The sequence below is a fragment of the Enterococcus sp. genome, assembly GCF_032555305.1.
Classification (GTDB): domain Bacteria; phylum Bacillota; class Bacilli; order Lactobacillales; family Enterococcaceae; genus Enterococcus_A.
This window is the reverse complement of record NZ_JAWGOQ010000031.1, coordinates 13,347-36,977: the sequence shown is the minus strand read 5'-3', so window position 1 is coordinate 36,977 and position 23,631 is coordinate 13,347. Positions and strand designations below refer to the sequence as shown.

The 23,631-nt window shown below is 39.2% G+C and carries 22 protein-coding genes; 13 read left to right on the top strand and 9 right to left on the bottom strand.

The features are described from left to right. Positions 1-3: 3 nt before the first annotated feature. Positions 4-2,043, top strand: a complete 2,040-nt coding sequence (locus E6139_RS18555) for a beta-galactosidase (protein ID WP_316405019.1) — start codon at positions 4-6, stop codon at positions 2,041-2,043. A 404-nt stretch (positions 2,044-2,447) separates the two neighbouring features. On the opposite strand, the gene E6139_RS18550 is transcribed toward E6139_RS18555, so the two are convergent. Beyond that, a complete protein-coding gene (locus tag E6139_RS18550) occupies positions 2,448-3,371 on the bottom strand; it encodes an oxidoreductase (protein ID WP_316405018.1) in 924 nt (307 codons plus the stop codon). Positions 3,372-3,495: 124 nt separating this feature from the next. Between E6139_RS18550 and E6139_RS18545 the strand changes: the two genes are divergently transcribed. Further along, the gene (locus E6139_RS18545; RefSeq protein ID WP_316405017.1) at positions 3,496-4,032 is read left to right on the top strand and encodes a TetR/AcrR family transcriptional regulator; all 537 of its coding nucleotides are present in this window, start codon (positions 3,496-3,498) and stop codon (positions 4,030-4,032) included. Positions 4,033-4,187: 155 nt separating this feature from the next. Here E6139_RS18545 and E6139_RS18540 read toward each other — a convergent pair whose 3' ends face one another. The 7 genes from E6139_RS18540 to E6139_RS18510 form a co-directional block, all read right to left on the bottom strand. Then, entirely contained in the window at positions 4,188-4,634 is a 447-nt protein-coding gene (locus tag E6139_RS18540) for a hypothetical protein (RefSeq protein ID WP_316405016.1), read from the bottom strand. 42 nt (positions 4,635-4,676) lie between these two features. Beyond that, the gene (locus E6139_RS18535) at positions 4,677-5,483 is read right to left on the bottom strand and encodes a peptidoglycan amidohydrolase family protein (RefSeq protein WP_316405015.1); all 807 of its coding nucleotides are present in this window, start codon (positions 5,481-5,483) and stop codon (positions 4,677-4,679) included. 84 nt (positions 5,484-5,567) lie between these two features. Beyond that, positions 5,568-6,074: a phage holin family protein gene (locus E6139_RS18530; RefSeq protein ID WP_316405014.1), complete on the bottom strand. Its 507-nt coding sequence runs from the start codon at positions 6,072-6,074 to the stop codon at positions 5,568-5,570. 125 nt (positions 6,075-6,199) lie between these two features. Beyond that, the gene (locus tag E6139_RS18525) at positions 6,200-6,826 is read right to left on the bottom strand and encodes a hypothetical protein (protein ID WP_316405013.1); all 627 of its coding nucleotides are present in this window, start codon (positions 6,824-6,826) and stop codon (positions 6,200-6,202) included. 48 nt (positions 6,827-6,874) lie between these two features. After that, entirely contained in the window at positions 6,875-7,258 is a 384-nt protein-coding gene (locus tag E6139_RS18520) for a hypothetical protein (protein ID WP_316405048.1), read from the bottom strand. A 75-nt stretch (positions 7,259-7,333) separates the two neighbouring features. Further along, positions 7,334-7,546: a hypothetical protein gene (locus E6139_RS18515; protein WP_316405047.1), complete on the bottom strand. Its 213-nt coding sequence runs from the start codon at positions 7,544-7,546 to the stop codon at positions 7,334-7,336. 21 nt (positions 7,547-7,567) lie between these two features. After that, positions 7,568-7,771 carry a hypothetical protein gene (locus E6139_RS18510; RefSeq protein ID WP_316405012.1) on the bottom strand — a complete coding sequence of 68 codons (204 nt, stop codon included), beginning with the start codon at positions 7,769-7,771 and terminating at the stop codon, positions 7,568-7,570. 487 nt (positions 7,772-8,258) lie between these two features. Between E6139_RS18510 and E6139_RS18505 the strand changes: the two genes are divergently transcribed. Together E6139_RS18505 and E6139_RS18500 are read left to right on the top strand one after the other, a co-directional pair. Further along, positions 8,259-8,615, top strand: a complete 357-nt coding sequence (locus E6139_RS18505) for a type II toxin-antitoxin system RelE/ParE family toxin (RefSeq protein ID WP_316405011.1) — start codon at positions 8,259-8,261, stop codon at positions 8,613-8,615. Further along, positions 8,612-8,890, top strand: a complete 279-nt coding sequence (locus tag E6139_RS18500) for a helix-turn-helix transcriptional regulator (RefSeq protein ID WP_316405010.1) — start codon at positions 8,612-8,614, stop codon at positions 8,888-8,890. Before E6139_RS18505 ends, E6139_RS18500 begins: the two co-directional genes overlap by 4 nt. 124 nt (positions 8,891-9,014) lie before the next feature. Here the strand turns inward: E6139_RS18500 and E6139_RS18495 are convergent, their stop codons facing one another. Continuing rightward, the gene (locus E6139_RS18495) at positions 9,015-9,731 is read right to left on the bottom strand and encodes a hypothetical protein (RefSeq protein WP_316405009.1); all 717 of its coding nucleotides are present in this window, start codon (positions 9,729-9,731) and stop codon (positions 9,015-9,017) included. A gap of 707 nt (positions 9,732-10,438) precedes the next feature. Here E6139_RS18495 and E6139_RS18490 point away from each other — a divergent pair. The 9 genes from E6139_RS18490 to E6139_RS18450 all read left to right on the top strand — a co-directional run bounded on the left by E6139_RS18490 (position 10,439) and on the right by E6139_RS18450 (position 23,614). Further along, complete coding sequence (locus E6139_RS18490; RefSeq protein ID WP_316405008.1) at positions 10,439-11,830, top strand: MFS transporter; 1,392 nt, start codon at positions 10,439-10,441, stop codon at positions 11,828-11,830. A gap of 47 nt (positions 11,831-11,877) precedes the next feature. Beyond that, positions 11,878-12,960 carry a zinc-binding dehydrogenase gene (locus tag E6139_RS18485; RefSeq protein ID WP_316405007.1) on the top strand — a complete coding sequence of 361 codons (1,083 nt, stop codon included), beginning with the start codon at positions 11,878-11,880 and terminating at the stop codon, positions 12,958-12,960. Between the two features lie 19 nt (positions 12,961-12,979). Continuing rightward, the gene (locus E6139_RS18480; RefSeq protein ID WP_316405006.1) at positions 12,980-13,819 is read left to right on the top strand and encodes a ketose-bisphosphate aldolase; all 840 of its coding nucleotides are present in this window, start codon (positions 12,980-12,982) and stop codon (positions 13,817-13,819) included. Between the two features lie 141 nt (positions 13,820-13,960). After that, positions 13,961-14,719: a DeoR/GlpR family DNA-binding transcription regulator gene (locus E6139_RS18475; RefSeq protein ID WP_316405005.1), complete on the top strand. Its 759-nt coding sequence runs from the start codon at positions 13,961-13,963 to the stop codon at positions 14,717-14,719. A gap of 445 nt (positions 14,720-15,164) precedes the next feature. Further along, positions 15,165-16,586 carry an MFS transporter gene (locus E6139_RS18470; protein WP_316405004.1) on the top strand — a complete coding sequence of 474 codons (1,422 nt, stop codon included), beginning with the start codon at positions 15,165-15,167 and terminating at the stop codon, positions 16,584-16,586. After that, entirely contained in the window at positions 16,583-17,632 is a 1,050-nt protein-coding gene (locus tag E6139_RS18465) for an NAD(P)-dependent alcohol dehydrogenase (RefSeq protein WP_316405003.1), read from the top strand. Before E6139_RS18470 ends, E6139_RS18465 begins: the two co-directional genes overlap by 4 nt. Positions 17,633-17,648: 16 nt before the next feature. After that, positions 17,649-18,602: a carbohydrate kinase family protein gene (locus tag E6139_RS18460; protein WP_316405002.1), complete on the top strand. Its 954-nt coding sequence runs from the start codon at positions 17,649-17,651 to the stop codon at positions 18,600-18,602. Between the two features lie 25 nt (positions 18,603-18,627). Continuing rightward, a complete protein-coding gene (locus E6139_RS18455; RefSeq protein WP_316405046.1) occupies positions 18,628-19,599 on the top strand; it encodes an aldo/keto reductase in 972 nt (323 codons plus the stop codon). Positions 19,600-20,647: 1,048 nt separating this feature from the next. Next, a complete protein-coding gene (locus E6139_RS18450; RefSeq protein WP_316405001.1) occupies positions 20,648-23,614 on the top strand; it encodes a right-handed parallel beta-helix repeat-containing protein in 2,967 nt (988 codons plus the stop codon). The last annotated feature ends 17 nt before the right edge of the window (positions 23,615-23,631 follow it).

The following is a 23,631-nucleotide window of genomic DNA, read 5'->3' as shown; positions in this document are numbered from 1 at the left end:
TTTATGACTAACTACTTAAAAGAACCGCGTTTACTACATGGAGGCGACTATAATCCTGATCAATGGCTAGATTATCCCGATATTTTAGCCAAAGACTTGGAATTAATGAAAGAGTCTCATACAAACACCTTCTCATTAGGGATTTTTGCTTGGAGCGCTTTGGAGCCTACTGAAGGGGAGTTTCACTTTGAATGGCTGGATAAGATTATGGATGATCTCCATCAACAGGGCTGCCGGGTAATCTTGGCTACTCCAAGCGGGGCAAGACCTGCATGGATGTCTCAAAAATACCCAGAAGTACTGCGAACGAATGCTGCTCGTCAGAAAATGCTGCATGGGGGACGTCACAACCATTGTTTCTCTTCTCCTATCTATCGAGAAAAAGTTGCAATCATCAACAAGAAATTAGCCGAACGTTACGGAGAGCATCCAGCTCTATTGATGTGGCATATTTCAAATGAATACGGCGGGGACTGCCATTGTGAGTATTGCCAAGAGAACTTTAGAAGCTGGCTGCAAAAAAAATACGGCAGCCTGAAGGCGCTCAACGATGCATGGTGGGGACCTTTTTGGAGTCATGCCTTTAGTGAATGGAGTCAGATCGCTTCCCCATCTCCGCTTGGAGAGACTGCTGTTCACGGGATGAATCTAGATTGGCGTAGATTTGTCACTGATCAAACCATTGATTTCTTTGAACATGAAATTAGTGATATCCGTAAACTGACTCCTGATATCCCTATCACCACCAATTTTATGGCAGATACGATGGATTTGATTCCTTTTCAGGCATTGGATTATGAAAAGTTTGCGAAGCATGTAGATATTCTAAGCTGGGATTGCTATCCGGCATGGCACAATGACTGGGAACTGACGGATGATTTAGCCAGCAAAGTTGGTTTCATTGACGATCTGTACCGCAGCTTGAAGCAGCAGCCATTCCTTATAATGGAATCAACACCAAGCGGCGTTAATTGGCATCCAGTCAATAAAACCAAAAGACCAGGAGTACATTTGCTTTCTTCCATGCAGCATATTGCGCACGGATCTGATAGTAATCTCTACTTTCAATGGCGCAAATCACGAGGCTCATCAGAAAAATTTCATGGTGCTGTTGTTGACCACGACAACCGTTCAGACAACCGTGTCTTTCAGGAAGTCCGTGAAGTTGGAAGCGCAATGGAAAAAATCCAAGCTGTTAAAGGGAGCTATAAAGATGCAAAAGTAGCGATTCTATATGATTGGGATAATAGTTGGGCTCTGGATGATGCACAAGGGTTTGCCCAAAGAACGAAACGCTATTCACAGACCTGTCAGGAGCACTATCGTTATTTCTGGAATCATGACATTCCAGTTGAAGTCGTTACTCCGAACGCGAACCTAAGTAAATATGATTTAGTTGTGGCTCCGATGCTTTATCTCATTACCGAAAAAAGTATCCAGCACCTTTCAGATTACGTGCAGGCAGGAGGACATTTAGTCAGCACCTATATGACCGGTATCGTAAATGAAAACGATCTAGTTTATCTGAATGGCTGGCCTGATAAGCTACAGGAAATCTTTGGGATTGAAATTGAAGAAACCGATACCTATTATCCGTCTGATAAAAATACCCTTGTTTTCGATAATCGCTCCTTTACAGTAAAGGATTACGCTTCGCTAATAAAACGCGGAAATGCTCGCGCACTTGCCTATTACCAAGAAGATTTTTACGCTGGGCGAGCAGCGATTACTGTCAATCATTATGGCAAAGGCGAAGCCTACTTTATTGCACCACGAACCGACGCTGATTTTTTAGAAGCATTTTATCAGGAATTAGTAAGTAAATATGACCTTAGCAATTCGTTCGTACTCGTGGGAGATCCGAGTGTCTCGGTTCAATCACGTGATAGAAATGGTCGACCAACGTTTTTTGTTATGAATTTCTCAGAAACAACGAAAACTATTCAAGTAAGAAATGAAACAGTTGATTTACTTACCGAGAAACCAATCGGAAAAGAAATTCATTTGTCTCCCTACGAAGTACTTATTTTAGAGGTTAAGTGACATTCAGACAGATAACCATGATGAAATGGTACGTTTGAAAGCAGATTCGCTCCCCTTGAAAAAAACCTACTCTTCTAAAATCGAAGAGTAGGTTTTTTTCGAGCAAGAATTGCTGTCAGGTTATAACCAGCACTAATAATGCTTAGAGAAAACGAATCACGTAAGCTGAACAAATGGTCTGAAAGGATTTGTACAGTTAAAAATGACATTCCCCCCAATTTTATTGAACTAAAAAATATTGGTAATTGAAAGAAGCTCCCTGAATTTGACAAAGTAGATGAACTTGAACTGTCCACTTTTGTTTTCTTAAGTTGATACTTACCAAAGATGAGATAGAGGAAAAAAATCGTTTGGAAATAATGGATAATTATCTTTTTTTTGAAATGGTAGTGAGCCAATTTCCTTTATTCAAAATTTGCATGAACTAATTTACATGATACGTCCCATAATTTTGCGGAAGCCGATGCATCTAATGACTGTTTTGCTGGTGTAATTTGTTTAGGGTATCCGTATATTTCCATGAATCTGGTCGGTCCATAAAAAGTACCACTTTGAATCTCTGGGGACGTTGCTGCAAGCAAAGTAGCTCGGACTCCTTGACTAGGTGTCTGGAGCGTGTGATAAATCAATCGTGTATACAGATTTTTTCCAGGTCCATTATCAATTAAATCAGTTGCGACGCCACCAGGATGGACGCCGATACTGGAAATTCCCCAATTTGAAGCAACACTACGCTTATGAAGCTCTAAAGCAAACATTAAACAAGCTAATTTTGATTGCGAATAAGCGACATTTGGATCGTAATTTTTCTCTAGTTGCAAATCATCAAAATGAATTTCTCCAGAACGGTGAGCCATGCTGCTAACTGTTACGACACGAGCGTTCTGTGCTTTGCGAAGAAGCGGGAGTAGGTGAGCAGTTAAGGCAAAATGACCTAAATAATTCGTCCCTAATTGCAGCTCAAAGTTGTTCTTTGTTACTTTTCTCTCTGGGGTAGCCATAACACCTGCATTATTGATTAGTATATCCAACTTATCAAACTTTGATTGAATAGCTTTCCCAAATTTTTCTATCGATGCCAAATCAGCAAGATCAAGCTTTTGAAATTCAATTTTAGCCTGCGGATAGTCGCTCTTGATCATTTTAACGGCATGTGCCCCTTTACTTGGGTTGCGTCCAGCTATAATAACATTTGCTCCAGCGCTTGATAAAGAAATTGCTGCCTCAAATCCTAAACCACCAGTACCAGTGATGATAATGTTTTTACCAGCTTGAGATCCCATTTCATTTTTTGTCCATCTTTTATTATTATTTCGACTGTTGTTCATAGTTAACAAGTCCTTTCTTTTTTTGATGTTACAATTGCAACGTCTTTATGTTTGCAATATACTATGACTAACAAGACGTTTCAAGGGCAATACTACGAAACGTTACAGATTGGAGAAAACTGTAATGGCAAACAAGCTGAATACCTATCGAAATGCACTCACAAAAGAAAGCATCTTCATCGCTCTGATGATTTTGATGAAGACAAAGGACTTTCATAAAATCTCAATTACTGAAGTAACCACAAAGGCAGGCGTTTCTAGAATGGCCTTTTATAGAAATTATGAGGTATTGGAAGATGTTATAACTGATTATCTGAATACGTTTTTTGAGAGTTATGAAGAAAAAATCGCTGATATTGGCTTAAACAACACCTATGATATCGTTTTGATGTTTTTCTCAAGTTTTAAAACGGAGAAGACGCTTATGATGAACTTGATCGATTCGAATTTGTCTTATTTACTACTTGATAAGAGCAATATATTTTTAGAAGACATATGTAAAGAATTCGTATGTGACAAGTTTTATTCTCCTGAAAAAGAAAAATACACCATCAAATTTTTATGCGGCGGATTTTTTAATATTCTAGTTGAATGGGTCTTGGGAGATTTTAAAGAGGATGAGACCTACATGGCAGAGCTATTCTGCGAATATTGCAACTAATTTGGATGGAGAAGGTAAATCATTTGTTATTGGCGCAAAAGTCTTTGATATCTAACTCATTATATGAATACTAAAACACTCAAAACGATTGTGATGTGATGGAATACCGTGATCGTCTTGAGTGCTTTTCAAGTATCTAAATTGTCTCTCAAAAATTAATGAAACGTCTCAATTACTTCCTTGATATCCTCTCGAATTTTCCGCACTTGAATAACAAGTCTTCCTTGTTCAGTAACACTTTTTATGGCGAATCTCGCAGCAGCCTTCGTTAAGCATTCTTTCGAGCAGCAGTGCACCACTTCTTTCCATTCTTTTCTATCGAAGTGAATATAGCTGCTATTGAGAGTTGAACTGTGAGGGTGGAAAGTATAAGTATAATCACCCAGCTCTTCGATGAACAGCTGCCTGCAGGAAGGGCAGAGCCGCCATTCTCTGCCTTGGTAAATGCTTGGTACGATGTGCTTTTCTTTGATCCGCAGCAGTCGAATCGGGTAATGACTTTTCGTAGGTAAATAGTGATTTGAATAGGTTAGTTGTTCGATCGCTTGTCGCTCGTAAAAAGGATTGAACGTTGGTCTATCGTATGTGCTGGTTAGATTCATGTTTGTCCCTCATTTCTAGTAATCGTTTTCGAGAATTCCTCATTAAACAAATCCTTCATTCAATCTTCGCTGCATCACCTTCACACAATCAGAGGTGGGACTGATGATCCCATCTTGGAGTGTGCACATTCTTTGCTGCAGCTTCTGGCAGGTAAATGGACCGAAGTTGCCATCTGAGGGCACACTTAATAGAGCTTGGAGCGCTCGGATCATAGTCGAACCGCCATTTCCAAACTGAACAGAAGGGATTGCTTGATTCGCCGGATTTCTGATTTGACCGCTGGTGATCCCGTCCTTGATCGTGCAATTCAGCACTTCTTGTAGTCGTCTGGTAGTAGCAGGTCCCCACGAACCATCGATCGCTAACATTCTTTGCTGCCCGACATTCTCGCTGGGACCTATGACACTCGTGTTCTTCACTCGAAAATAGCGCACAGGTAAGCCTGAATAATCGCCCATCCAGCCGATCGCTTTGGTGATGGCGATGTTCTGACATCCCTTCGAATAGGTGCAATGTAGTGCATCACCGTTGATATCACCCAAGAAAAATCCGGTATGCCCAGATGACCCCAGCGATGCGCCTTCATGCCCTGCAATCCACAGACATCCCCGACGAACTTCTGAGCGGCTGATTTCTTCCAATAGCGTGCCATTCAATTTAAAGAGTGTTTCCGTATTTCCAATGTAGGAATTAGTAGGTAAAAAGCCTGCCGCAATTAACGCACGAAAGACAAAACTTGAACAATCCATCGAACGAACTCCGAGTCGATTGGACATGGAGTAACAGACTTTCCCTCGTAAATTCAGCCCAAATTGCAGAGCAAATTCAGTAGTTTGCAATTGGCTCACCTTCTTTTTCAATTTGATGTATTTATTTTTCCTCCAGAAAAATAAGTCTGATTTTCAAGCCGCATATCATTCCTCTAAACTCCTCTAGATGTTTTTATACTTAGGATATGAATGATCGTGCGCCACTATTGCAGACTGTGAAAAGAGGAACTGACACCCTTGCTGAATATTGTTTTCTTGATCGTCTTTATCAGGTGTTTTTCCAACATCTCGTTCAAAGATTCGCAGCCATTTCTGCAGCCAAGTGATCTTCAGCCCGAACTCATGAGCATTTTCCAGAATCGAGCCGATCTCGTAAACAATCAATAAAGCCGTCCAGATTAATGCCACATTGATGGGTAATGTGATCCCAACGGTTGGCGCGATCTTGTCTAATGCTGCCGCACAAATGATGGTGGAAAAGGTGATAAATTTGGTAAATAGTCCATAAAGATTAATGGAGGAGACCCACGTGTGATTTTTCAAAGCTTTAAAATAGCCGGTAAAAAGGTCTAAGCCGGTCATAGTTAAGAAAACACCCATGATTGGCACGCTTCCACCGAATAAATAATCAAGGATACTTCCTCCTGAAACGATTGAAAAAAGATTCATGTACATACCTCGCTTTCTAAAATTATTTGTAAACACCTGCGAGTAGAATCGCAGGTGTCAGTAAAATGTTGCTGCCCTACGCAGTTATGAACTTGTCAATGATCAGATATAATCGCGAAAATGGCTTATTCGCGGGGAATTTCAGTTGGTCCTTCTTTGTTTCTCTTCCTGATTCGATGCAGCCAGTGCAGTAGTCCGGTTCGTTCTTGCTTATCTTGGCTAGAATAAGGTTCAGCAGGTAATACAACGTCTTGTTTCTGCTCGTTATTATCAAATGGCGATTTTTTTGGTTGTGGAAGAGTATCCTTTGCCACTGCTACTTCTGGTTTTTCTGTTGGTTCAATACTAGTCAACTGCTTGAAATAGCGGCCAAATGGTGTTTCGGGCAGAGTAGGTCGTTTTGGAGTAGCCAACAGTTCCTGTTCTGTTTGATTCGGCTTATCCGCCACTTCAAAGCATCCAACTTCTTCACAGGTTGGTTCTGCTTCTTTGCCCGGCTCGCCATAATAATTCACGTTCTGCGCCTCATGTTCTGGATCAAAGATTAAGGTATCAATGTATTTCACGACTTTTGCGGTCACCACAGAATCAAATAGTTTTACGCCATTTTGTGTACTAATATCCAATTTCGTCAATAGTTCGCAAGCTTCTTTGATCTTTGGTGCGGCTAGGTCAGGGTTGAGGCCTTTATAGGTCCAGTCGTGAGTGCTGCCATCGCCTTTTCCAAATGTCACAATTAAATCCTGGATCATTGTTCTGTTTCCTTTCTATAGTTTTTTATCTGCGTAGGTTCGTAGTCATCAAGGTTCGCTGGTTTCTTCAGGACGGGCAAATGGAAACAGAGAACGGAGCTTTGTCACGACTTTCTCGCCGAAGTTTCTTTGCGGAGAGATTCTCGCGCTTAACGTTTTCCATTCAGGAGCCATAAAGTAATCTTCAAAATAATGAAAGAAGCGTTTCATGGTGCGTGTTGCCTTTGTATTCATAAACAGATCACGGACAAGATCCTTCAGAAAATGATCAAACTCCGCCGCTCCCAGCTGGTAGCGCACTTTTAAGGTCAAGATATATTGGAGCGTGATGCTGCTGTTTTGTGTGGCTTGATAAAAATCGGTAATTCGAGTTTCTAGGGTTTTTGGTTTCAAATGGAATAGCTGCCGGAACGACAGGGGTTGGATCTGCATCATGGGTTCTCATCCTTTCGTTTTCATGATGGAGAAGGGCAGTCGCGCGTTACCGCCGCTCCTCAAATTTTCTTTTTAAAAAATAATGGTTTCAATCGTTTCGACGTACTTAGCGGTTTCCACGGTGTGGAAGAGTTCCGCGCCGTCTTTGTAACAAAGCTTCACGTCCGTCATGCGTTCTAATAATCCTTTGATTTCGGTGCCTGTCTTCGTAGTATCCGGATCATTGAAGCTCCACATTTGATTCTTGCCAAAGCTGTTTTTAAAGGTTGCAACGATTTTTAACATGGACATTTATTTTTCCCCTTTCTATTTGGTGTAGCGTGATTGGCTGGTTAGAACTACGCCATACAGCTCACTGCCTTCAACAGATAACCCTTTCATGATTTCTCCTAGTTCAAGGACTTTTTCTTCACTTGGATTTTCGATCACATTCGCGAAGCTGATCTTCTTCACTTTTTCTCCGCCTGCGTCAATCTCTACTTGCAGTTTGTTTCCGATGTGTTGAATCATTTGAATTCCTCCAATAAATTTTTTGTCCCGGCCGGTGACTAAAAGATAGAGGATTTTTCAAAAAAATGCGAATCGCAAAATTGCAGATACCCCCCTCAATTTTGCACATTTTGAGCGAAAAAAGCCGTTTTTGGCCCAAAATCGGTTAATTTGAGGGGGGGAAGTGCAAAATTGCGATTTGAAATCGTTTTCTATTGGGTTTATAATAAAGAGTTTTGCAAAAAAACTTCCTCATTCGATAGATGCAAGAAATGGATTATGCCCATTCGTCCGTCATCGTTTTGCGTATCTTAGGATAGAAGTTTTTTTATACTGAAGAGGCAAGGGAAATAGACTGTTTCCAAGTTGGAAATGAGGGTGGTACGGTCATATTCTATGTTGGGTAATCTTGATGAAAGAGGAAGTTTGCTCATAATGTATAGTAAATAAAAATCGAATAACTGTAGCAAGTATGCTACAATATGTTAAGAGAAGAAGTGAGGAAGGCATGGTAAAACCAGAATTTGAATGGGAAGAAGAATTTGATAACTATCTAGATTCATTAAGTAAAAAGGACAGAGCCAAAATTCTGGCTAGAATAGATTTGGTGCAAAAAATAGATTTAGTTGATTCTATTAAAAAAGAATATGTAAAAAAATTAGATGATAACCTATATGAGATTAGAGCAAGAACAGATGAGCATTGGCTTAGAGGGTGCTATTTTCAAATTGAAGGGACAGGATTCTATATAACACATGGGTTCAACAAAAAACAAAACAAAACGCCAAAAAAGGAGATAACGAAGGCGAAGAAAATAAGGAGCAGTGTGCTAGAAATATTGTTGAGAAGGAGAGGGAACAGATGAATAACTTAGAGAAAAGATTAAATAAAGAACTGGAAGATAAAGAGTTTCAACAATTGTATGAAGAAGAACGACTGAAATTAGAAATAGCAAATATTCTATTTGATTTGAGAGAAAAAGAAGGCCTCAACCAAACACAGTTCGCGAAGAAAGTAAAAAAATCCCGGTCCTCAATAATCAGAATGGAAAGAGGGATAACAGAACCATCAATAAGCATGTTAGAGGATATTGCAACAGCACTAGGGAAAAAATTAGAAATCAAATTTGTCGATAAGTAAGAATCGTTTTAAGGGAAAAGTAAATTGAGCTGTGGGCATCATTTCCTCAAGGCAATTCGCTTATTTTCACGTACTGGCTGGTTACTAGGAAATGAAGTGATCAACTTGGCTATTGATGAACGGATTAAAGCCAGTCGATCCCGTCGATCTCTTGTGGATCGTCTATTAGCCGCTCAAAATGATAGAGTGAGTATGCTTTTTGATAAAGATGATTCAATTCACCTATTGCTGTTTGAAATTTTTTTAATCCTAGTCGTGTACGTAGTGTGTCAGCGAATTTTGTATCGGGAAAAAACAAATAGTCTAGAGGGGTCAATCCTGTTATAACATAATGAAAATGCCCACGACGCATAGTCGCCAGGATGAGGCAAGCAAGCTCTGCTCGATCGATCACACTTCTACGATGAACAGGGAGAATCATGTAAAGTCCGTTCGTTAATTGAGCATAATGCTGCCCATGAGATTCGAAAATCATTGAGATCTTGTAAGGATTGATCCAAATAGTCTGATCCTTTCCCTCTAAAGGACATAGGGTAAAATAGGGACAGACCCATGGAAACTTATATTTTCCGAAGCATCCCGATTCTTTTAAGCTAATCGAAAGGACTTCATAATCAGGAAAAGAATGAATGGAAGAAAAACGGTGAAGGGTTGCTAATGCATTGATATTACTGTAGTACACATGATTGTCTGTAAATATTAATAAGCCTCTTTTTTCTGGGAGTGGTATCAAGCAATTAATGTCATGCTTCCTATGAGGATCAAAAAGTGTTGCATTTGCCAAATAACGTTCCCACAACGGTGACCACTGTTTGTCATCTAAATACTCAAAATTGTTCATGATAAGCCTCCTCAAAAATAAAAAAATTATTTACTCTTATAATTAAATTATAAACCAAAGCGGAAAATAGAAATTAAGTACATATTCATTTTGAATTAAAAAAAAACGAAAAAGATTCAATTCCTGTTTTTTATTGGAATTAGTTACTTTTTCCTGCAACCCACTAGTGTATATAAATTAATGAGTAAAGCGGAATTGGAGAAAGAGATTGGCTTATGATGATATTGCAGTGGATTCATATAGTTTTGACCAAAAATCGGGTATTAAAAAAGAAATATGACCGCGAAGTTCAACCATTCTAAATCAAATTATTGGATGGTCTATAAATTTCTCGTGCGTTCCAATTCTGTTAATTGGAATGCACGAGAATTTTTACGATCATTTAAAAAGACTGTATTTACTGGTTGTCTATGAACATTTTTTTGTGTAACAAAATATAAAAAACCTTAATAGGGACACCAATGAATCATCCACTTAGAGTTAAGTGGGTGATTTTTTACGCATCAATTCCTTCAACAGTCCCAAAAGTGGATTTCCATTGATATAAATCTTCGAAACAAACATAATAATCTGTGAAAACAAAACTTTGTGTTGACATCGGTATTTTTTCGTTGTAAACTTCTACATATAGAAAACAATGCCAATTTGTTGAAAGCGCTTTTTATAATTGTATCTTTTTTTTTAAAACTGAAATATTGGAGGAAGAAATGGATAACAATACGAAACCAAATACTGGGGCACGGCTTGATCGTTTGCCATCTAGCGGTACTCAATGGAAACTATTCGGAATGGTCGCTTTTGGATTGTTAGTTAGTTGGAGTAATGCAATTGGTGGGTTGGTTCTAGCACAGTTAGCGGAAATAGGGTGGACGAATAATAATATTAGTGCAGTCTTCTCTTCACTGACCACTGCGGGAATGTTTTTTGGAGCATTTATTGGGGGAATCATTGGGGATAAGATCGGAAGAAGAAATAGCTATATGTTGTTTGTAGCGATTCATGTAGCTTCAATGGTGGTTGGAGCTTTCTCACCCAATATGACCTTCTTAATCGTTTGTCGAGTGGTGATGGGATTTGCATTAGGGGCGTTGCTGGTTACACTTTTTGCCGGCTTTACTGAATATGTTCCTTCAAGAAATCGAGGAACATGGTCGGCTAGGGCTTCATTCATTGGAAACTGGTCTTATCCGATTTGTTCAACGATCGCGATGTTCATTACGCCAGCAATTGCACCAGAGTTGAATTGGCGAGTACAGTTTTTGATTCCAGCAGCGTTATCAACGGTCTTGTTTTTAATCGTATGGCGCAAGTTTCCAGAATCTCCAAGATGGCTGGAATCTCAAGGACGCTATGCGGAAGCCAATGAAATTATGACCAATATCGAGAAACAGGTTGAACAATCGACCGGTAAGGCACTACCACCAATTGAGGTGGAAGAGACAGAAGTAAAGAAAAAAGAAGTACAGATTTCTTATTCTCAATTGTTCAAAGGTGAGCTTTTAAAACGTGTCATTTTAGGCTCGTTTGTTTTAATTGCGATGAATGTGGTGCAGTACACTTTGATTAATTGGCTACCAACGATTTTCTTAACTCAAGGAATTGATTTAAAAGATTCTGTTGTGCTAAATACGATGAGTATGTTTGGAGCACCAATTGGTATTTTTATCGCGACATTTATCATTGACCGCGTACCTAGAAAGATTATGGGTTCTGGTCTCTTAATCCTTATTGCAATTTTGGGATATATCTATTCTCTTCAAACCAGTATTACAATGATCTCGATCTTAGGATTTTTCTTGATCACCTTTGTCTACATGTATGTGTGTTATGCATCGGCTGTCTATGTCCCTGAAATCTGGCCGACTGCGGCAAAATTACGTGGTTCAGGTTTAGCGAATGCAGTGGGACGGGTCAGTGGGATCGCAGCACCATATGCGGTAGCCTATCTATTGAATACGACTGGGGTAACTGGAGTGTTCACCTTATTAGGCGGAGTATCGCTGGTTACTGCTGTAATTATTCTAGTTTTAGGGATCGAAACACGCAGCGCTTCAGTAGAGGATATCGGGAATGTTTTACCGGAAACTGAAAAACAATAATTCATCATTTTTAAATGATAAATATAAATATTATTGGAGGTAAGAAAATGAAAGCTTTAGCGAGATATGGAAAAGAGTTTGGCGGCTATCGATTGATTGATGTACCTGTTCCAGAAGTAGGAGAAGAGGATATTCTGGTCGAAATCAGAGCGGCAGCGATTTGCGGTGCCGATATGAAACACTTTCGAGTAGAAAATGGCTCGGATGAGTTCAATTCAATTCGTGGACATGAGTTTGCTGGGGATATTGTCAAAGTAGGCTCAAAAGTAAAGGATTGGCATGTAGGTCAGCGGATTGTTTCTGACAATTCTGGTCATGTTTGTGGCACGTGTCCTTCGTGTGATAAAGGGGACTTCTTGACTTGTCCAGAAAAAGTGAATTTAGGCTTGGACAACAACCGTTGGGGCGGCGGCTTTACCAAATACTGCTTGATTCCTGGTGAGATTCTCCGTATTCATAAACACGCGATTTGGGAAATTCCTGAAAATTTAGAGTATGAAGATGCTTGTGTAATGGATCCGATTAGTAATGCCTATAAAGCAATTGCTCAACGCTCGAGTCTATTACCAGGTCAAGATGTTGTTGTCATGGGGACTGGTCCATTAGGTTTATTCTCTGTTCAAATCGCCCGTATTATGGGAGCGGTTAATATCGTTATGGTTGGTTTGGAAGAGGACACCAAGACACGCTTCCCAGTAGCGAAAGAATTGGGTGCAACACATGTCGTTAATGGCTCAAAAGAAGATGTTGTTGCTCGCTGTCAAGAAATCTGCGGCAAAGAAAATCTTGGTTTAGTCGTTGAATGTTCAGGTGCGAATATTGCTTTAAAACAAGCGATCGATATGTTGCGGCCAAATGGAGAAGTCGTTCGTGTCGGCATGGGCTTCCAGCCCTTCAACTATCCGATCAATGATATCACTACATGGGCTATCAGCATTATTGGTCATATGGCTTATGATTCGACCACTTGGCGTAATGCCCTTCGTCTATTGGAAAACGGCGATGTTCGGGTTCAACCTATGATCACCCACAGACTTGGTCTTTCAGAATGGGAAAAAGGCTTTGATTTAATGGCTAAAAAAGAAGCAATCAAGGTGATCTTTACCTATGATTTTGATGATGAAGAATAGAACTTAAGGAGAGAGAAAAATGTTAGCAAATATCAAATATTGGGAAGAAACAGCACAGGAAAATGGGTTTGCGATTCCACATTTTAATGTTTGGAATGCGGAAATGTTGATGGGCGTTATTGACGCAGCAGAGGAAACAAAAGCACCGATCATCATATCTTTTGGAACAGGTTTTATCGGCAATACGATTTTCGAAGAATTTGCGCCGATGATGGTTTCGATGGCAAAAAATGCCTCTGTACCAGTGATTACTCATTGGGATCATGGGCGTAGTCTGGAAATCGTTCAGAATGCTTATAACTATGGTATGAATTCTGTGATGCGTGATGCTTCAGCTTCACCATTCGAAGAGAACATCCGCTTAACAAAGGAAGTTGTCGACTACTTCCACCCGCTAGGAGTTCCGGTGGAAGCGGAACTAGGTCATGTTGGTAATGAAACGGTCTATGAAGAAGCTTTATCTGCCTATCAATATACAGATCCAAATCAAGCTGCTGAGTTCGTTCAACGGACAAAATGTGATTCATTGGCAGTAGCGATCGGTAACGTTCATGGAGAGTACTCTTCAGAACCTAAAATTGCGTTTGATGTGTTAGAAAAGGTTCGCAATGCGGTGGATATTCCAATCGTTCTTCATGGCGCCTCATGTATTCCAGATAAAGACGTAAAAACCTCAATTTCATTGGGAATTTCAAAGATTAACATCCATACGGAACTATGTTTAGCAGCGATGGATGCAGTTAGAGAGACACAAGACAGTTCATTCCTGGAATTAGAACGCGCAGTGCGTCAAGCAGTAAAACAACGGGCAACAGAAAAAATTCTGCTCTTTGGAACAGATGGAAAAATGAATAAGTAAAATAAATCTGTAGTTTAGGAAACTGAACTACAGATTTTTCAATAAAAAATCAATTAAAACGCAGAAAATGATTGGGGATCAAAAGTAATATTCTTTATTATGTTATATTTGTATGATAAAATTATTAAGGGAGGTGGAGAAGTGGCAGCAAGAGATAGACTTTCATTAATTAAGCAGCTTCTGATCAATGAGAAAAGAGTTTCTGTATCAAATCTTAGTGAACAGTTTTCTGTAACTGAAGAGACTATTCGGCGCGATCTAGACAAATTAGAATCAGAAGGGATTCTAACGAGAACCTATGGTGGTGCAGTTTTGAACTCAGAAGAAACGGTGTCTAATATTCCTTTTTACAAGCGAGCTGAACATAATGTAGAAGCGAAACAAGCGATCGCACTCAAGGTAAGAGAAGTACTCGGACCGATCCACACAATTTCTGCGGATGCCAGCTCAACTGTGATGGAATCTTTGAAGCTTCTGAAAGATCGGGATGATATGACGATTGTAACAAACTCTACAGAGGCTTTAAGAGAATTAATGGTATCAGAGGTCAACGTTTTATCGACAGGTGGAGTCTTTAACAAACGGACGCTTTCCATGCAAGGAGATCTTACAGAACGAGCAATTGAAACATACAATGTTGAAATGGCGGTCATTAGCTGTAAAGGTATCGATAAAACAGTTGGAGCGACCGATACGAATGAAGGAGAAGCTAGGATTAAAAAGCACATGATTAGTCAAGCTTCTGAGGTGATGCTGTTAATTGACAGTGAGAAATTCTGTAAAAAGGGTTTTGTTCATTTAGCCAATATTGATCAGATTCATCATGTTGTGACGGATAAGAAGCCTAGTGATGATTGGATCAGCTTTTTTAAGGAGAATGATATTCAGCTACATTATTAATTTGATCCCTTTTTTCTGCTTTTATGAGGAGGAAAAAAGATAGATACGTTTACTATTGGCGATTTATATGAAATTCAGCCAAAGAAATTTTATCGCCCGTTGATAGGCAGATGCCTAAGAGTTGAAAAACAGCGCATCTGGTTTGAAATTGAAAACTATGAATTATGTGATCAGTGGAATGTAGAGAAATGCAAAGGAAGAGTCGCTGCGGATCTATTTGATGTCAAGCGAGCACTGAAACAAGAATACTTTTTTAGTTGATAAAGCATTATAGCGTAGATATATATCGCGCTATAGTGCTTTTTTATATAAAACAAAAAATATTCCAAATAAAAATCTTTGTTTCGAAGAAATTTTGTTTGAAACGTTGACATTCTATTTTGTTTGAAGTAATATAATAAAAAAAGATAGTGAAAGCGCAAACAATAAGTTGGAGGTTCTTTCTATGAATGGAAAACAAGCAGGAAGAAGATTGGACAAACTACCGATTTCCAAGTGGCATTGGCAAATTTTTCTATTAATCGGGTTTGGTTTGCAAATTAATGGTTTTCTCAATTCTTCCGGTAGTTCGATTTTAGCTGATCTAGTGGATCAGGGGTGGTCAAACAATTATTTTAACGCCATGTTCTCCTCGGCCATGATGGCGGGATTTTTCCTCGGTTCATTAATCGGCGGAACTCTTGGAGATAAGGTGGGGAGAAAAAAAGCGTATCAATTAAGTATTTTATGTTTTGCTGTATTTGCCCTTTTAGCAGCCGCTTCACCAAATATCTGGTTTTTGATTTTTTGTCGGGGAGCTATGGGAATCGGAATGGGGTCTGGCATTGTGATTGGCTACGCGTCATTTACTGAATTCTTTCCAGCAAATGTTCGCGGCAAATGGTCAGCGAGACTTTCGTTGATTGGCAACTGCTCACCATTGATTGCGGCCTTAGTCAGTTTTCTAGTGATTCCTAGTCTTGGTTGGCGTTGGGTATTTATCATAGGAGGTTCCGCATCATTAATGATACTGGTGTTTGTAAGCGTTTATTTAGACGAATCTCCTCGTTGGTGTTTTGAGAATGATCGGATCGAACAAGGAGAAAAAATCCTGACAAAGGTTGTCACAAAAATTGAGAAGGAAAAAAATATTACCTTAGATTTTGAGGAAAATGATTTGGAATTGTCTGAAGGAGCTCAAGCAAAAACCTCCTTCAAAGAATTTTTCAAAGGCGATTTAGGCATTAGAACGATTGTCGCCTCTACAGTACTCATCGCCATGAACATCTCTTTATATACGATTACTGTTTGGATACCGACAATTTTCGTAAATAGCGGTATCGAGATTTCGAAATCCTTGCTGATGACCACGTTGATTATGGCGGGGGCTCCTCTGGGAGTGTTTGTTTCAACGTTGATCGTAGACAGGTTTCCTCGAAAATGGTTTGGGGTCACCTTGATTGGAATGATTTCTGTCTTAGGATACGTTTATTCCATTCAGACTGATGAAAATCGAATTATTGTAATCGGTACGGTCTTAGTATTTGTTCTATACATTTTCAACAGTTTCTCATCGGCGGTATATGCTCCGGAAATTTGGCCTACGAAAGTGAAGATGCGTGGTTCAGGAATCGCCAATTCTTTAGGGCGAATCGTAGCGATTTGTACTCCGTATGTGATTGCTTGGCTATTAACCAATTATGGTGTACAGGCAGTGTTCCTTGCACTTGGTTTTGCATTAGGGCTTTGTGCATTAATTCTTGCCCGCTTTGGAATTGAGACAAGAAAAAAATCGATCGAAGAAATTGAAAATACTTCTTTAAAAAAAACGAAAAATCAGCAATTAGCGATGGCTGAAGTAAATAAATCAAAGGAGACTCATCTATGAAAAATACAGTTGCTATTTTAGAAAAGCCAGGAAAAATGGTTATTAAGGATACAGCAGTGCCAGAGCCAAAAGACAATGAGGTTTTGATCAAAGTTGGGGATGTGGGAATTTGCGGATCAGATGTTCATGGCTTCCAGCATGGCCCGTATATTCCGCCAAAAGATCCGAACCAAACAATTGGATTAGGACATGAAGTTGCTGGCATCGTTGAAAAAGTTGGTAAGGACGTCTCCAACTTTAAAATTGGGGATCGGGTTTGTATCGAACCGGGAATTCCTTGTTACAAATGTGAGTTTTGTATGGAAGGGCACTACAATGTTTGCCCAGATGTTGACTTTATGGCAACACAGCCTAATTACAAAGGAGCATTGACGAATTATTTAGCACATCCAGCAGATATGACATACCATCTGCCTGAAAACATGTCAATTGTTGAGGGAGCACTAGTGGAACCCGCAGCGGTGGGGATTCACGCGGCGGAGATGGCGGGCGATCTTTTAGGGAAAAAAGTGGTTATCTTGGGCTCGGGCTGTATTGGATTGATGACCGTTCAATCAACTAAACTAATGGGTGCTTCTGAAATTGTAGTTATTGACGTATTGGAAAATCGTTTGAAAAAAGCGGAGGAATTAGGAGCAACAGCGATTTTCGATGGACGTGACGAGGATTTGATCGACAAGGTTAAAGCAGTGGTAGGTGAATATGGAGCGGATGTTGTTTTTGAAACAGCTGGAGCTATCCCGACTGCTAAAATGGCCTTGCAATTGGTGAAGCGTCGCGGGAAAGTGATGGTCGTTGGAACAATTCCAGGTGATACACCAATCGACTTTCTAAAAATAAACAGAGAAGTATCAATTCAGACTGTTTTCCGCTACGCCAATGACTATCCTAAAACAATCAGCATGATTTCGAAGGGCGATTTTGATGTCCTTTCAATGGCAGATAAGTACTTTGACTACAAGGATACGCAAGCAGCCTTTGAATTTTCGGTAAACAATAAGAGCGACTTGATCAAGGGTGTCATTCGTGTAGCGAATTTGGATTAGGGAAAGAGTGAAAAAAATGACAAATGTTGATGTGATTTGTATCGGAGCTGCCATAGTAGATATTCCTCTCTATCCGGTAGGTGATTATATTTTCGATCATGTATCTTATCCATTGGATGATATCTCAATGAAAATTGGCGGGGATGCGATCAATGAAGCAACGATTATTACGCGATTGGGAAATCGGGTATCACTGATGAGCGCAGTCGGAGATGATGGTGCTGGTCTGTTTATTCGCGAGTTTGCTGAAAAAAATGGAATCATCACGGAAGATTTGAAAGTTGATAAAACAATGACGACCTCATTAAATATTGGAATGGTTCGTGAAGATGGAGAACGAACTTTTGTGACGAATCGAAACGGCAGCTTGTGGAAAATGGGACTTGATGCGATTAATCTTGAAAAAATCAATGGAGCGAAGATTTTGTCTTTGGCCAGCATCTTCAACAACCCCTTGCTGAATAATGATGCGTTAGTAACGATCTTTAAAAAAGCAAAGCAAGAGAAGATGATCATCTGTGCCGATATGGTCAAAAGCCGCTTGGGCGAGACCTTGGAAGATATCAAAGAAGCTTTGGGCTATGTAGACTACTTCTTTCCGAACTATGAGGAAGCAGCGGAGCTGACAGGAAAAGACGACTTGAGTGAGATAGCTGATACTTTTCTCGATTTAGGTGTCAATAATGTTTTGATTAAAGTTGGGAAAAAAGGTTGCTTCATTAAAAATGAGTCCATTGAAAAAATCGTACCTGCCTTCAAAAAAGATCCATCAGTAAAAATTGATACGATCGGTGCTGGCGATAATTTTGTTTCAGGATTCATTTCTGAGCTATTGAATGAAAAAAGCCTTGAAGAGTGTGCTTATTTCGGAAATGCGACGGCTGCTGTCTCAATTGAGTCGTTAGGAGCAACAGCAGGAGTAAAAAGCCGTCGACAAGTAGAACAAATGATTGAAAACTATAACAAATAAAGGTGGAGAAAAACGTTTGAAAACGATGAAGATTGGCAAAACAGATTTAGAGGTATCAAGAATTGGACTGGGAACGTGGGCAATTGGCGGTGGACCAGCCTTTGAAAATAAAGACAATGAAGCGACTTCGATCGCAACAATCCAACACGCATTGGATTTGAACATCAACTTTTTAGATACAGCTCCTGGTTATAATTTTGGAAACAGCGAAAAAATTGTTGGAAAAGCAATCAAGGATAAACGCAAAGAATATGTGGTGATCACTAAATTTGGGATCACATGGGAACGAGAAGGGGCCTTCTTTAACAAAGTTGGTGAAACATCTCTATATAAAAACTTATCAAAAGAATCTATTCGACTAGAAATCGAGTCAAGCCTTGAACGCCTGCAGACAGATTATATCGACATCTATATGAGTCACTGGCAGTCAGTAGAACCTTTCTTTACACCGATTTCTGAAACGATGGAAGTCTTGAACGAGTTGAAGACAGAAGGGAAAATTCGCGGAATCGGCGCTGCCAATGTTGATGTCGATCATGTTAAGGAATATCTGAAGCAGGGTCAGTTAGATATCATCCAAGCGAAATACAGTATTTTAGATCGACAAGTGGAGGAAGAGTTGTTGCCGTTGTGCAAAGAGCATGGAGTAACTATCCAAGCTTATTCACCATTAGAAATGGGCATATTGACTGGTACGATTGACAAAGATTATGTAGCGCCAAAAGGAACTGCACGTTACGGTAAGAAATGGTTTGAACCAGAAAACTTAGCAAAAGTAGTGGATATGATTGATCAATGGAAACCGTTATGCGAGAAATACGACTGTAGCGTCGCTAATCTAGCAATTGCTTGGATTTTAGCTCAAGGAGACAATATCAACGTTTTAAGTGGTTCGACCACACCAGAAGAATTGGATGAAAACAGTAAAGCGCTGGATATTCAGCTTTCTGCTGAGGACGTCGCTTATATGCGTGAATTAGCAGAAGCCATTTCGTAGTCATTACGGATATTATCTGTTTATAAAGATAATATCCATGCAGCTTCCTTTCATTCGCGGTTTTTATTGAGAAACTGAGGAGGAAATTTTTGAAGATAAAAAAAATTATTCAGTTTATCTTGCTTGTCTGTGTATTGTGGTTGTTGTTTGCTTTGACAGGTTGAGATATTGCAGCAACAAATTCATAGAGTAAAAGGGCTCATCTAAATTGAAAAGAACCAAGAATAGTTTCCGATTTTGAATGACTAGAAGAGTAAGCAAAGTTTGCTTACTCTTCTACATACTCGATAATATCCCCTGGCTGGACTGCAAAATCTTGCAGATACTGTCTAGAGTATTGAAGCGGATCTCTTTGGCTTTTTAGGTTTTTAAAATTGAAATTACGCGAACAAGGTGTTTTAACTATTATCAACTACCGCTTCAACGATTTCACAGGTCAAGGAAAGGCTAGTAAGGTCTATACCTCTAAAATTACTTGGGTTGTAGAAGCTGGTATTACAAATTGATTGATTTATAGTCGGGAAAGAATAGAGTGTTTTGCAGAAGAAAGAAGTTGATTTAAATAATAATCATTTCTTGATCCCTATTAGTTCTATTGAAGAAATTCAATAAAACTAATAGGAATTTTTTTGTATAAAAACATATAGTTATTAAATTTATCCAAATTTTTTTAGTTAAATTAAAAATTACATCAATAATTTATTTGTTGTTAATTATGTTTTGGATATGAGAATAAAATTGTCAATAATAGTTAAAATATGCAACGAAAATCGATTAAAAGGTTATTTAACTGTGATTTTTATGTTAGTATACACTTATAAAAATTTGCTGGATCGGCAAAATTATTTTGGCTATGAGGCAAATACAATTTGAATATGGAGGAGGGGACATAGGATGGAAAAATAGTTTGTTGAAGTAGCAGAGAATAAGTTGATATCTTGGCTAGAGTAAATGGCGAGTAGTCATTCTATATTTTTTTGAAAACTATTATAAAGTGGGGAAAATGGGTATTTAGAAAAACGTTTTGTCACTTAAAGGAGAAATGAGTATGAAGAGGTTAGCAATTTTTTTGGGGGTATTGATCAGTCTTTTTTGTGTTTTATGTCTTTCCGTTCCAAGTTCGGCAGCTACTAAAGATGTTTATGTCATGGATCTTGAAAAATGGAACATTGATGGGAACCCGCTCAATAATGCGGAGGGAATAAGTAATGCATTAAAATGGGCGTCAGATGAAGGTTATACTACGATTAAATTTCCGCAGCAAGAGTATGTTATCAGTGAAAAAACGTTTATTTCGATTAAGGATATAAACAACATGACCATTGATTTAAATGGTGCGACTTTGAAATTAAATCCCAACGCTTTATTGTCTAGTAAAATTATCCATATGCAGCGTTGCGAGAATGTAAATCTGATAAATGGAACAGTGGCAGGAGATATCAATGAACATGATTATACGAATCCTGCAACAACCGAACAAAATATTGCCATTTTAATTGAAGAAAGTGTTACTGATTGTAGTTTTAAAGGATTGACCATCAAGGATTCCACTGGCTGGGGAGTGACGACTGGTAAAGGCAAGGAATTTCATGAGTCCCGCGCAGGAACGATGGTTTCTCAACAAAATTTAGCTTCTGGTGGTTATGATTTAGAAAAGGGAACGCCTATAGAGGAGAGCACTAAGATCAGAACAATTAAGGCGTTAAGCGTGGCTGATTTTGAATCGGCTTTTAAAGGAAATTACTTCATATTTGCTTATGATTTAGGCTACATGAACAATCCCTATCTATCGACAAGAGAATTTGATGCTCTTTTTTATGATAAGGATGGCAATTTTATCGAAGCAGCAAAGGATCAATTGATGTACAAGAAAACAACGATTCCAGCTGGAGCTGCAAGTGTTCATTTTGTCATTCATCAAGCCAATTTGCCGACTGGTGGCGATCCTGATTTTGATAAGGCGGTGGCATTTTTAACTTATTACGAGCAGCCATCAGGACTTATTTTTGAGGATTGTACGTTTGATAATAATAAAAGTTTAGCCATGGCTATTTGCGGCGGTGAATCGTTTATTATCAGAAACAATACGTTTACCAATACCGGAGGACTTTCACCGGCACACGCGATTGACATCGAGGATGGCTGGGAGTTTACATCTGACATTGAGATCAGTAACAATACTTTTAACAATAATATAGGGGATTTAGTCGTATGTTCAGGCGATAAAATCACTGTAAGAAATAATAGTTTTGCTGGGAATGTCAGTATTAATGGGAGAGCCACGAGATATGCGGTTGAGAATAATACGTTTTATCCCAACAGTAAATCTGGGGTTTTAGGTATTTCTTTTGATTATCGGACAGATACGAGTATTCAAGGAAACACGTACTATAATCGTAATTTACTAGTAAAAAATCTAGGGGGAAAGAACGTCATCCCAGCGATGGGAACCGAGCTTAGCTGGAAGAATGAAACCTTTATAAACAGTGGCATCCTTAGTATGAGCGATGTCGTTGAATTGAAGGATTCATCTTTTTCACTAGAAAATGGTCACACGGATGCTATTTGGTTGGCGGGAACGATACGAAACTCAACGATCGATATTGGTTCAGCAGTTTTGCGGGGGACGAAAATTTATGATTCAACGATTCATTTGTCTGGGAACGCAAACTGCCAGGAACATGTCTACCCTGAGGCGAATGTGAATACTCAGGAAGTAGCTTTTTATGGCTCAACCATTACTAATGGAAGTATCTCTACCTTGAATTGTCGAGCCTTAACATTCAAAGACTGTCATTTGACAGACACACGAATAAGCACGTCTAAATGGGCAGAAAAAGTAGATTTACTTTTAGAGAATAATCAGATTGATTTATCGGAATCGGCCAATAAACCTGCAATCGAGCTTAGCGCCGGTAAAATTGAAACTTTTAAGTTATACAATAATACTGTTAATAATCAAACAAATAAGCCAACCATCTTGTTAGCTGATACGAATTACACGGAGGCTTCTGGAGGAAATATCTACTTTAAGGGGAACCAGTTCTCTCAAGAGAATCATCCTTATATTTTTGATGGGAATAACATAACGAGTGGACTTCTTTATTTTACAGGTGTACACCCGGATAAAAAGAATACAATCGATGGCGATCAAAAACTATTACATCCACAATATGAAGATAATGAACACTTTATTATTCTAGAACCTTATGATGGGACAGAAACAACAGATACAACAGATTCGACAAGTAGCACAAACGAAAGTAGCTCAACTGAAGAGTCTTCAAGTAGTACGGAAGAAAGCAGCACCACAGAAGAAACATCAAGTAGTACGGAAGAAAGCAGCTCAACAGAAGAAACATCAAGTAGTACGGAAGAGAGCAGCTCAACAGAGGAATCGACAAGCAGTACGGAAGAAAGCAGCTCAACAGAAGAATCCTCAAGTAGCACAGACGAAAGCAGCACCACAGAAGAAACATCAAGTAGTACGGAAGAAAGCAGCTCAACAGAGGAATCGACAAGCAGTACGGAAGAAAGCAGCTCAACAGAGGAATCGACAAGCAGTACGGAAGAAAGCAGCAGTACAATAGAAAAACCGATAAGTAGCACAACAAACAGCAGCAGCTCAACAGGAAGTTCGACAAGTAGCACGGAAGAAAGCAGCACAACCGAAGACTCAACAAGTAGCACGGAAGAAAGCAGCACAACCGAAGACTCAACAAGTAGCACGGAAGAAAAGAGCTCGACCGAAGAGTCTTCAAGCAGTACGAAAGAAAGCAGTTCAACAGGGAACTCAATGAGTAGTAAAAGAGAAAGTAGCAGTCAATCAATAAAATATCAAACAAAAAATGTGTTCGGTCCATCAAATGATAGGAGATACAGTTCATATTCTGAAAAAGAAAAGTTACCTAAAACAGGTGAAACTGTTGACTATAGATTTGTTTGTCTCGGGTTTGTTCTCCTAGTTGGAAGTATAGGCATGATGAATAAAAAGAAAGTACATTCGAAAGAGTAAATTTAAACTGAAAATCC